The organism is Gracilibacillus lacisalsi DSM 19029 (assembly GCF_000377765.1).
In the GTDB taxonomy this organism is placed as follows: domain Bacteria; phylum Bacillota; class Bacilli; order Bacillales; family Amphibacillaceae; genus Gracilibacillus; species Gracilibacillus lacisalsi.
This window is the reverse complement of record NZ_KB898665.1, coordinates 189,252-201,161: the sequence shown is the minus strand read 5'-3', so window position 1 is coordinate 201,161 and position 11,910 is coordinate 189,252. Positions and strand designations below refer to the sequence as shown.

Genomic DNA, 11,910 nt, shown 5'->3' with positions numbered 1-11,910 from the left:
ATCTTGCATTATATAGTCTTTATTTAAATCAACAAATAGGAAAGAATAATCCCAATCACACCAAACACAAAAGAATAGCTCAAATTATAATAGGTAATATAATAAGGGCTTTGCTTCAAACTCATTGATGTGATCGTGACGACAAGTCCATATGTCCCAATTGGTACAGTGGAGACCCCACCAATAATTAAACTCACAGCAAGACTTAACGGGCTTAAAATTTCCATTAACATCGGGCTGATCCCGCTTAAAATTCCCATTGTTGCAACAGGGTGAACACCAAACATACTCAATACGACGAAAAGCAATTGAATCATGATTAAAATTAAAATTGGATAATCAGCAACTAATAACATCGGATCCTGTAACATCAATAGGGCAGGTGATTCATTTAATGTATTAGTAAATAGTGCTAAAGTGACAAATAACACAATAAAATTATCCATATTATTCATACTGTTCTTCCAGCGATTCCAGCCGATTGTCCAAAAGCTTTTCCACCTGCCGATCGCAAGTGCCCATAAACAGGCGAAAGGAAATACTAATAACGTTACAGTCAAGATAAATTCTAAGTTAAATACATTACCAATCATGATTACTAATAGGAGAAAAGAACATAGTGCAATCACCAATTGAATGATTTTTGACCGATTTTGATTGTTTTGTTGGTGAAGGGCAGTATGATTGTCTTCGGGATAAGGATATTGCTTAAAATATAATCGCCCCCACAAGCTATCGAGACCATACATGAGAACGGTGATAAGAATCATCCACGGTAATAATGTCGCGTAATTGACTCCGGTAATAAAAATCCCCATAGCCAGTAACACTTCTAAAGGACTCCAAGGTAATGCCAGCGAATACCCTCTCAACGTTGCCATCATAATAATTTTATTAGCAATTTTCTTTTGAATCGGCTTTAAATTATCGACTAAAACATCCTGGGCAATCGTTGCAGAAGATACATTTAAAAAAGCTGTTAATGACATCATCGCTGTAGTGCTTCGTTGATACAATTGGCCCAAATTACGCACATTTCCTTTTAACAAATGCTGCATTAGTTTATCAAAACGTCCCGCTGCAACGGCACTATTCATCCAAGGTAATACGGCTAGCAATGTTAATAAAGATAAGTTCCCCGCAAGCATAGGAACAACTTCCCAAACTGTTAAATTAGTAGAGAAAAATAACATTATCCCCACAATAGAAAAGCCTAAACCTAAAATTTGAAACAAGCGAGAGGCTCTTCCATAACTGATAGCAAGCATGGCGATGGACAGAGTTCCTAATACGTATGATAGATAAGGGTTTGGATAAAATACCGAAAAGATGTGTAAGAGAAAAATAAAAGCAAAAAAGATGTAAAGATTCTTCATGAGATGAACCTTCTTTCTTATGTACTGTACTCATCATAACATATGGTGCAATAGAGGTAGTGACTGTTATTGATTGTTTATGATCAAAAGTGATTGACAATGATTGTTTATGGTTGTAAAATGATTGTAAGCGATTAACCTATTAATAGGAGAAGTGACTTATGTTGACGATTGAACGGCAAGAAATCATATTATCTTTATTAAGAGAAAAAGATGTCGTAACAGTGAAAGAAATGTGTGAAGTTACCAATGCTTCGGAATCAACTATTCGTAGAGATTTAACAGAGCTAGAAAAGCTTCAATATATTAAACGCGTTCATGGCGGCGCATCATTATTAAAGAAAAAACGAGAAGAACCAACACTACTCGAAAAGTCGACGATCAATCAACAAGAAAAAAGCGTGATTGCGCAAAAAGCTGCCTCTTTTATAGAAGAAGGTGACTCCATTTATTTGGATGCTGGTTCATCCACTATAGAATTAATTCCTTTTTTAAAGGATAAATCGGTCATGGTTGTTACCAATGGAATCCCTCATGTGCAATTCCTTATTGAATATGGGGTTGAAACGTATTGTATTTCCGGGAAGGCTAAAAAGGGGACTGCTGCGCTTGTAGGAACGAAAGCTGTCGAAGCCATCAAAGAATATCGACTTGATAAATGCTTTCTAGGTATTAACGGTATCCATCCTGAACAAGGCTTAACAACACCGGATCCGGAAGAGGCAAGTGTCAAACAAGCAGCATTGTCACAATCCCAATCAAAATATGTATTAGCAGATCCATCTAAGTTTGGAGAAGTATCTTTCACTAATGTAGCCGATTTAGCAAGTGTTCATATCATTACGACAAACGGTTTATCAGACGAACAACAAGAAATGATTAGTAAGCAAACAACTTTGGAGGTGGTGCCGTTATGATTTATACCGTGACATTCAATCCAGCCATTGATTATGTAGTTAGTCTTGATGCCTTCCATCCGGGAGAAGTGAATCGAAGTCAGTCAGACTATAAGGAAGCTGGTGGTAAAGGGATCAACGTTTCTCGTGTCTTGGATCGCTTTGGTGTTCAATCGACAGCATTAGGTTTTGTTGGTGGTTTTACTGGGAAATTTATTACGGATTATTTAACAGAGATGAAGATTAAACATGATTTTGTTTCCCTAAAACAAGATACAAGAATAAATGTAAAACTTAAAGCTGATGGGGAAGAATCGGAAGTAAATGGTGTCTCTCCAACGATAGATGAGGAAGCATACAAGCAATTTCTCACTAAGTTTGACCTATTACGAAGTGGGGACATCGTGGTATTGGCAGGAAGTTTACCAAGTTCGTTATCAACAAGCGTATACAAAGAAATTGTCGCGATGCTGAAACAAAAAGGAGTTATGACAATCTTAGATACGAGTGGAGCACCTTTAGAAGAAGCAATTCATGCAAGTCCTGCATTTATTAAGCCGAACCATCATGAATTAGCGGAACTATTTGATACAGAGGTAAAGGATGATCAAGATGTAGTTCAATTAGCTAGCAGGCTTCATCAAGAGCAGCAGATTGATCATGTGTTAGTATCGATGGCGAAAGAAGGAGCTATTTATGTTGGTAAAGAAGGTGTAATGAAATTAAGTGCACCAAAAGGAACAGCCATACACTCAGTTGGTGCTGGTGACTCTGCAGTTGCTGGATTTATTTACAGTTGGCAAAAATCAGATAATGCTGAAGAAGCCGCTAAATATGCAGTTGCGGCAGGGAGTGCTACCGCATTTTCTAAAACATTGTGTACGAAAGAAGAAGTAGAATTATTGCTCTCACAGGTTCAGGTAACACATCTATAAATATAAAAAGAAGGGAAGAGGGGCTATGAAAATAACGGAACTTTTGAAGCGTGACATTATTATTTTAGAAGCAAACGCTCAGTCAAAAGAAGAAATCATAGATGAAATGACAAATAAATTAGCAGAAGGCAATTATGTTCATGATAAAAAACAATTTACCAAAGCGATTTGGGACCGCGAGAATCAAAGCAGTACAGGAGTAGGAGAGAACGTAGCGATTCCACATGCGAAAACAAGTGCTGTCTCCACTCCGGCTATTTGTTTCGCAAGATCAAAAGAAGGTGTAGACTATGATTCGTTAGATGGTCAGCTGGCACATTTATTTTTCATGATTGCTGCCAGTGAAGGTGCGAACAATGATCATTTACAAACACTGTCAAGATTATCGACATTGTTGATGGATGAAGACTTTCGCAACCAATTAATGAAGGCGAATTCCGATACAGAAATTTTAAATATTATTGATGCAAAAGAGCAGGATAAACTGGGACAAGCAGAGGAAGAAGAAAAAGGAAACAACCAAGCTTCAGGACCGGAAATTTTAGCTGTAACAGGTTGTCCAACAGGTATCGCCCATACTTATATGGCAGCAGATGCTTTAAAGGATAAGGCTAAAGAATTAGGTGTATCCATTAAAGTGGAAACAAACGGTTCAGATGGCGTGAAAAACCGTTTAACTGATGAAGAAATTAAAAATGCTAAAGCAATTATTGTTGCGGCAGACACAAAGGTAGAGTTAGACCGATTTGCAGGTAAGCAAGTGTTGCGCCGCGGGGTAACAGATGGTATTCGTAAGCCTGAAGAGTTAATCAATACAGCATTAAGTGGTAACGCACCACTTTATGAAAGTGATGGTAGTGGTGAAGGGTCTAGTTCAAGTGGGGGACGTACAGGATTCTATAAACACTTAATGAATGGTGTATCCAATATGTTGCCATTTGTTGTAGGTGGCGGAGTTTTAATCGCTATTTCATTCTTTTTTGGGATTAACTCTGCAGATCCTGAAAGTGCAGATTATAATGAATTTGCTGCAGCATTAATGAATATTGGTGGGGATCATGCCTTTGGTCTAATGGTTGCGGTATTAGCAGGTTTCATTGGAATGAGTATCGCTGATCGACCAGGTTTTGCACCTGCGATGATTGGTGGCTTTATGGCTTCTACTGGTGGAGCAGGTTTTCTTGGTGGTTTAATAGCAGGTTTCTTAGGTGGTTATGTTGCAGTTGGTGTAAAGAAACTCTTAGCAGGTTTACCGAAAGCGTTTGATGGTATTAAGACAATCTTATTTTATCCGGTTATTAACATATTTGTTACTGGTCTTGTCATGTATGTAATCATCGAACCGATCTCTACGATTATGTCAGGTCTGGAATCATGGCTCGGTGGTTTGACTGGAACTAACGCATTATTATTAGGACTTATTTTAGGCGGTATGATGGCAGTTGATATGGGAGGTCCTATTAATAAAACAGCCTTCACATTTGGTATTGCGATGATCGAGGCTGGAAATTTAGGACCACATGCAGCAGTAATGGCAGGAGGTATGGTGCCACCATTAGCGTTGGCACTTGCTACTACATTCTTCCGTAATAAGTTTACGAGAGAAGAGCGTGATGCAGGTAAGACAAACTATGCTTTGGGGGCATTCTTTATTACAGAAGGTGCGATTCCATTTGCAGCAGCTGACCCTGGTCGTGTTATTCCTTCGATTGTTGTCGGTTCTGCGGTAGCAGGAGGACTCTCATTCTTATTCGGTGTTGGTTTACCAGCACCACATGGTGGGGTATTTGTTATTCCAACGGTTGAAGGAAGCTGGTTGATGTATCTCGTCTCCATTTTTATTGGTGCCATTATTTCGGCATTAATGATTGGTTTTTGGAAGAAACCGTTGGATAAAAAATAACTAGAAGCTAAACAGCTATTTCGCTAATGAGTGGAATAGCTGTTTTTAGTATGTGTATGGATGATGAGTTCTTGGAAAAAAGCGGGGGTGACTCTTCCGTGGAAGGGAGGCAATTATCTCCGGAAGAGCCCGCTTTCTTCCGGGGAAAAGGCATTCTCTACCGAGGATAATCGATGATATCCATGGAAGAGAGGCAAATATCCCCGGAAGAGCCCATCTTCTTTCGGGGAAAAGTCATTCCCTTCCGAGGATAACTGATGATATCCATGGAAGAGAGGCAAATATCCCCGGAAGAGCCCATCTCCTTCCGGGGAAAGTCACTCTCTTTCAAGGATAACCGATGATATCCATGGAAGAGAGGCAAATATCCCCGAAAGAGCCAACCTACTTCCGGGGAAAGGTCATTCTCATCCGAGGATAACCGATGTTATTTTTGCCCTCACTTTTTGTTGTCAAATTAGTTATTCATAAATCGCAGCTTGAATCTCATCATCATCGATATTATCCGCATCATACCAGAAGAACCCGGTGTCAATGTTTTCGGGTACTTCTTCACCGTTTAATGCATCTACAGCAGCTTTGACAGTTTCACATCCGATGCCCTCTGGATTTTGCGTGATCGCACCAGCCATTATACCTTCATTTATTGCATCGATTTGTTGTTTACCAGAGTCAAAACCAACTACAGTAACTTCTCCTTCTTTACCTAACTCTCTGACAGCATTGACGACACCGATCGCTGATCCTTCATTGGATCCATAAATTCCGGCGATATCAGGATGTGCTTGCATCATTGTTTTTGCGAGGTTAGTAGATTCTAAATGGTCCCCACCGCCGTACTGTGTATCTACAATTTCAATATCAGGATATTTTTCTTCTATTGTTTCCACAAAGCCATCACGGCGTTGTACACCAGTAACTGATACTTGATCATGTATAACTAATGCCACTTTCCCTTCTTCCCCAATTAATTCAGCCATTTTATCTGCAGCTAAAGCAGCTGCTTCATAGTTGTTCGTTGATGCAGTTGTAAGTGGAATATCACTATCAACCCCAGAGTCAAATGCGATAACAGGAATATCTGATTCTTCAGCGTTTTCGAGAAGTGGTGATGCTGCTTGCGAATCTAATGCTGCAAAACCAATCGCGTCAGGATTTTTATCAAGAGCTGCTTGTAACATTTCTATTTGCTTATCTACTTGTGATTCGTTTTCCGGGCCTTCAAACGTTATTTCTACATCAAATTCTTCTGCTGCTTGTTCAGCCCCTCTTTGGACAGCTTGCCAGAACTGATGCTGAAAACCTTTAGAAACAATCGCTACATAAGGTTTATCGCCAGATACTTCGTCATTTGCAGGTGTCTCTTCTGTACCAGATACTTCTGCATCACCACTGTCAGATGCTTCTTCAGATTCGCTACCACAGGCCGACAAGACAAATAAAACGGAGACAAAGACAACTAAAAATGCTAACCATTTTTTCTTCATTGATAACTCCCCTTTAAAAAATTTAATTTTTCACAGTGCTAATCGTCGGCAAATCCCCACTTCAAGGTGTGAGAGCATGGACGTTAACACCCTGATAAGTTTTGCTAACCATTAGTAGGGGTTACCCCACTGATGGAAATTTCACTTTATGAAATAACTTACATGAGTTACATCCAAGAGAAAAAGAAATTAACTATCTTTTTTGCGTAACATATCAAAATAAACTGCTAGTAATATAACAAAACCTATAACAACTGTTTGCCACTCTTGGGGGATGGACATAATCCGCAGCCCATTCGTAAGGACACTCATAATTAATGCACCAATCATCGTCCCGATAAGCGATCCTTTACCGCCACTTAAAGAAGTACCACCGATTACAACTGCTGCAATCGCTTCCAATTCATATCCCATACCTAAGGCAGGCTGAGCAGAATTTAATCGTGATGCCATAATGACTCCTGCTACACCGGTAAAACATCCAGCGATGGTGTAGATGATCATCTTCCATTTTTTTACGTTGATCCCTGATAGCCTGGTTGCTTCTTCATTACTCCCGATTGAAAAAGTGTAGCGGCCAACAATCGTTTTAGATAACAAGATCCATCCAATTAAAACCATGATAAAGAAAATAACCACTGCATTGGGGATTGCTCCAGGAAATATCGAACCTAGGGCAATGTTATTAAACCCTTCTACATCACTAAAATAAATAGGTGATGCACCTGATATGACCAGGGATAAACCTTCGGCGATCATCATCATTGCTAGAGTTGCAATGAATGGTGGGATTCTTAAGATGGATACCGAAAATCCAGAGATAAAACCAATTAATGCACCTGTAACAATTCCACCGATAATACCTACAAGGACTGGTAAACCAAGAAATACGATAAATACCCCTGTCATAACTGAAGTAAGTGTCATCCCTGTACCAATAGATAAGTCGATTCCGCCTGTAATGATCACAAATGTAGTCCCTAAGGCAAGAATACCAATAACGGTAGTGGATAATAATATACCTTCAATATTAGACCATTGTAAAAAGTTCTCTGAAGCAATCGAGAAAAAAATAACTAAAATAATAAGGCTGGCAAATGCTAATATTTGTTGCAGCGCCCCAGAACTTACAAGTCTTTTCTTTTGATCGCTTGCTGATGGATTGCTTGTTAATGTCGACATCTTTTTCTCACTCCTTTAAACACTTTAGTTATGCTGTGTAGCAAGCTCCATTATGTTCTCTTGATTAGCATCCTGATTTAATAACTCTCCAGTGACTCGTCCCTCGTTCATTACCATAATACGGTCACTAAGCCTTAATATCTCGGTTAATTCTGAAGAAATCATGATAATTGATTTGCCTTGATTAGCTAACATTTCTAATAAATCGTAAATTTCTTGTTTTGCCCCCACATCAATACCTCTGGTAGGTTCGTCGAAGATTAAAATATCGCAATCCTTGAGTAACCATTTAGCAATGACGATCTTTTGTTGATTACCACCAGATAATAGTTTTACTCGTTGATTAACACTAGGTGTCTTTACTTTTAATCTGCGAGCATATTCCTCAGCATCTGTTTTAATGTTTGTAGGTTTAACAAAAGCAGCTGTTGAATAATTAGCTAAAGAGGAAATGATAATGTTTTCCTTTACTGTCATTTCGAGCATAAGACCAAAGCGTTTACGATCTTCAGATAAATAACCTATCCCATGCTTAACGGCATCAACTGGCTGTTTAATTGTGACGGTTTTTCCGTTTACTTTAATTTCACCTGAAAAGGGATCTGCTCCGAAGATTGCCCTTGCTACTTCTGTTCTTCCAGCACCAACTAACCCGGCAAATCCCAATATTTCACCCTTTTTGAGGTGAAATGAAACATCTTTTATATAGTGATTAGTTAAATGGTTTACTTCAAGGACCGTATCAGTAAATTTGTTTGGGTCAGATACTTTCTGTTCGATTGTTACTTCTCTGCCTACCATTAATGAAACAACTTGGCGTATTTCCGTTGTTTCGGTGGGCAGTGTAGCAACGTATTCGCCGTCTCTCATAACAGTGATGCGATCAGAGATGCGTTTTAATTCTTCCATTCGGTGTGAGATATAGATAATAGCAACACCTTCATTTTTTAGCCAAGTAATAATATCAAATAATGTATTGATTTCTTTATCTGTTAAAGCTGCAGTGGGTTCGTCCATAATAAGTATTTTTGCGTTAAATGATAGTGCCTTGGCGATTTCCACCATCTGTTGTTTGGCAACAGTTAGTTTGGAAATTTTGGTGCGCGGATTTAATGTAATATTTAACTTTTGAAACAATTCGTCTGCTTGTTGATTTAATTCTTTATTTTTTAGAAAGAATTTCAGCTTATCTCTAGGCTCACGACCAATGAATATATTTTCGGCAACAGTTAAATCTGGCATCAGGTTTAGTTCCTGATGAATAATGTTGATCCCGAGTTCCTGGGCTTCTTTTGTATTAGAAGGTGCTATTTCTTTTCCATCATAAATAATACTGCCTTCATCCTTCTGATAGATACCGGTGAGTATCTTCATCAATGTTGATTTGCCAGCACCGTTTTCACCGATCAATGCTAAAACTTCACCACGGTGTAAGTCCAATTGCACATCAGATAATGCCTTGACACCGGGAAATGACTTGTTAATGTTTTGCATCTCAAGTATTTTATTGGACATCTGCTTGCTCCTTCCCTTTTGATACCGATAACATAGAATAAAGTTAGAGATATTTTATAAATTACATAAAAAGAAAATGTTCCGGTTGCTTACGATGGATATATAAGATTTGTTTATGCAGAGTCTTGAGGAAAGAGTACAATAAAAACCAAGTATCAAAGCTATAAGAAGAGGTAACTTGAGCAATCACGACTTCTATTTTTGAGATATTATAAATGGTAGCGCTTTCGGTTACCGGTAACATAAAATTATCACAAGGGTTAAAACATGTCAATAATTATTTTTGACATGTTTTATTTGCTGTTATCTTGTAATTGTAGAATAATACAATAGATTCAAAGGGTTTGGCAACTTGTGAATAATAAATGTTTAATCATACAATAAAAAACTCTTGCATTAAATAAATGATACCGGTATCATTATAAAAAACAAAGCTATAAAAAGAGGTATGCAATTATGGTAACAATCTATGATATCGCAAAAAAAGCAAATGTTTCTCCGATGACAGTTTCCAGAGTCATTAATAATTCTGGCAATATTCGATTGACAACAAGGGAAAAAGTGGAAAAAGCAATAAAAGAATTAGGATATGTACCTAACTCTGCAGCTAGAAGTCTAACATCCAATCAAACGAAAACATTGGGTTTGATCTTAACAGATATATCTAACCCTTTTTTCTCTAAAATTGCAAGAGGTGCAGAAGATGCTGCTGTAGAAGTGGGTTACCGGGTATTAATGAGTAATACGGATGAAGATAGTGAAAAGGAGATCAATTACATTGATATGATGCTCTCGGCAAGAGTTGATGGTGTCTTAATTGCTCCGACAAGTGATAAATCATTAGATCAAATTAAACGGCTAAGAGACCATAATATTCCGGCTGTTTTAATTGACAGAACGATTGAAGGGTTTATGGGAGACTATGTCTTAGGTGATAGTTATGAAGGTAGTCGTAAGCTTGTAGAACATTTAATTGATTATGGTCACCGAAACATTGCACTTATCAATGGTCCATCCAATGTTTCAACAGCAAGAGAACGACAGAGAGGTTATTTGGAGACACTGAAGCTTAATGATTTACCTGTACACGAAAACTATATTTCTGAAATTGATTTTAAAAGTGTTCAAGCTGGAAATACACAAAGTATTGTAGAACAGCTTATGCAATTAAATGAAAAGAAGCGACCAACCGCGATCTTCGCTGCGAACAACTTTATTGCAATCAGTGTGATGAAAGCATTGAAAGAATTAGGGTTACATGTGCCGGAAGATATTTCGGTGGTGTGTTTTGATGAGGTAGAGCCAGTTGTGTATTTTGATCCATTTTTCACTGTTGCTGCTCAACCAGCGTCTGAACTTGGCCGAATTGGAATTCAATTTCTAATTGAAAGGGTCGAACAGAAGAATGTAGATCAAGAAAGGAAGATAATATTGCCTCCCGATATTCATATCAGGAAGTCAACAAGGAGGATGAAATAAAAATAATAGACAGGAGGGGTATGCATGTTAAAAGGAATACCCAATATCTTGTCACCTGACTTATTGAAAACGCTTCACGAGATGGGGCATGGTGATGAGATCGTGATAGGTGATGGCAACTTTCCAGCTGCAAATTATGCTAATCGGCTAATCCGTTGTGATGGACATCAGGTTCCAGACTTATTAGAGGCTATTTTGGAATTATTCCCACTTGATACTTTCGTGGATAAGCCGGTTACGTTGATGCAAGTAGTCGATAAACAAAAGGAGCCAACACCAGAGATTTGGCAAACATACAAAGCTATTTTAAGCAAACATCAAGTGGGAAAAAGGCAAATTGGTCATGAAGAACGGTTTGCTTTTTATGAAAGATCAAAGCGAGCATATACCATTATAGCAACAACTGAGCAAGCTTTGTATGCCAACATTATTTTAAAAAAAGGTGTTATTTCTTAATTTCCGTATAGGAGGGTTGTTCCATGCTAAAGGTTAAACAACAATTGGGAGAGTATGCGAAGAAATTAGTTCACTCAGGGTTAGTAGTAGGTGCTGGTGGTAATTTAAGTATGCGAGACGGAGAATACATGTATATTTCGCCAAGTGGTTTTGATTTGCAGGAAATTGAAGAAGAGCAATGGGTGAAAGTGCATATTGAAACAGGTGAGGTACTAACCAATTTGAAACCATCTTCAGAATTATTGATGCACCTCGAGTGTTTTAGGAAAAGATCCGATATTGATTCAGTATTACATGCTCATCCAAGTTATTCTGTCGCTGTTTCGTCTGCTGATAAAGATATACCGAGCATGTTCCCTGATTTTCCAGCAATGATTAGAAATGTGAAGTATTTAGATTACATGATTCCAACAACACATGTATTAGCAGATGCTGTAGGTGAGGTAATTGAAGAAACAGATGTGGTGGTTATGCGAAACCATGGGGTGTTAACCGTGGGGAAATCCATGAAAGAAGCCTACTTTTTTATGCAGCTAATAGAGGAAGCAGCAAAAGTTTATACGCTTTCAAGTATGGTCGGTAGTCCAAAATTGTTAACAGAAAAAGAATGCCAAGATTTGCGCAATTTATCCAGTGAAAAATATCGCGCAAAATTATTAGAAGATTCGTAAGGGAGGAGTT

10 protein-coding genes are annotated in these 11,910 nt (G+C 38.2%); 6 read left to right on the top strand and 4 right to left on the bottom strand.

What is annotated here, in order from left to right:
• Positions 1 to 23 precede the first annotated feature (23 nt).
• The gene (locus D569_RS0107740) at positions 24 to 1,376 is read right to left on the bottom strand and encodes a hypothetical protein (RefSeq protein ID WP_018931845.1); all 1,353 of its coding nucleotides are present in this window, start codon (positions 1,374 to 1,376) and stop codon (positions 24 to 26) included.
• Between the two features lie 161 nt (positions 1,377 to 1,537).
• Here D569_RS0107740 and D569_RS0107735 point away from each other — a divergent pair, with 161 nt between their 5' ends.
• From D569_RS0107735 to D569_RS0107725, 3 genes are read left to right on the top strand one after another with little or no spacing between them, the layout of a single operon-like run.
• On the top strand, positions 1,538 to 2,293 hold the full coding sequence (locus tag D569_RS0107735) for a DeoR/GlpR family DNA-binding transcription regulator (protein WP_018931844.1): 756 nt from the start codon (positions 1,538 to 1,540) through the stop codon (positions 2,291 to 2,293).
• Complete coding sequence (gene pfkB / locus D569_RS0107730) at positions 2,290 to 3,207, top strand: 1-phosphofructokinase (protein WP_018931843.1); 918 nt, start codon at positions 2,290 to 2,292, stop codon at positions 3,205 to 3,207. The genes D569_RS0107735 and pfkB overlap by 4 nt, the downstream gene beginning before the upstream one ends.
• Positions 3,208 to 3,232: 25 nt before the next feature.
• On the top strand, positions 3,233 to 5,110 hold the full coding sequence (locus D569_RS0107725) for a PTS fructose transporter subunit IIABC (RefSeq protein ID WP_018931842.1): 1,878 nt from the start codon (positions 3,233 to 3,235) through the stop codon (positions 5,108 to 5,110).
• A 461-nt stretch (positions 5,111 to 5,571) separates the two neighbouring features.
• Here the strand turns inward: D569_RS0107725 and D569_RS0107720 are convergent, their stop codons facing one another.
• The 3 genes from D569_RS0107720 to D569_RS0107710 all read right to left on the bottom strand — a co-directional run bounded on the left by D569_RS0107720 (position 5,572) and on the right by D569_RS0107710 (position 9,294).
• Positions 5,572 to 6,597: an ABC transporter substrate-binding protein gene (locus tag D569_RS0107720; protein ID WP_018931841.1), complete on the bottom strand. Its 1,026-nt coding sequence runs from the start codon at positions 6,595 to 6,597 to the stop codon at positions 5,572 to 5,574.
• A gap of 189 nt (positions 6,598 to 6,786) precedes the next feature.
• Positions 6,787 to 7,779, bottom strand: coding sequence for an ABC transporter permease (locus D569_RS0107715; protein ID WP_018931840.1), 993 nt, complete (start codon positions 7,777 to 7,779; stop codon positions 6,787 to 6,789).
• 24 nt (positions 7,780 to 7,803) lie between these two features.
• Positions 7,804 to 9,294, bottom strand: coding sequence for a sugar ABC transporter ATP-binding protein (locus tag D569_RS0107710; protein WP_018931839.1), 1,491 nt, complete (start codon positions 9,292 to 9,294; stop codon positions 7,804 to 7,806).
• 456 nt (positions 9,295 to 9,750) lie between these two features.
• Between D569_RS0107710 and D569_RS0107705 the strand changes: the two genes are divergently transcribed.
• Genes D569_RS0107705 through D569_RS0107695 form a run of 3 tightly spaced genes read left to right on the top strand, consistent with a single transcriptional unit; the run spans position 9,751 to position 11,900 of the window.
• Complete coding sequence (locus tag D569_RS0107705) at positions 9,751 to 10,773, top strand: LacI family DNA-binding transcriptional regulator (RefSeq protein ID WP_018931838.1); 1,023 nt, start codon at positions 9,751 to 9,753, stop codon at positions 10,771 to 10,773.
• Between the two features lie 24 nt (positions 10,774 to 10,797).
• A complete protein-coding gene (locus D569_RS0107700) occupies positions 10,798 to 11,229 on the top strand; it encodes an RbsD/FucU family protein (protein WP_018931837.1) in 432 nt (143 codons plus the stop codon).
• Positions 11,230 to 11,252: 23 nt separating this feature from the next.
• Positions 11,253 to 11,900, top strand: coding sequence for a class II aldolase/adducin family protein (locus D569_RS0107695; protein ID WP_018931836.1), 648 nt, complete (start codon positions 11,253 to 11,255; stop codon positions 11,898 to 11,900).
• The last annotated feature ends 10 nt before the right edge of the window (positions 11,901 to 11,910 follow it).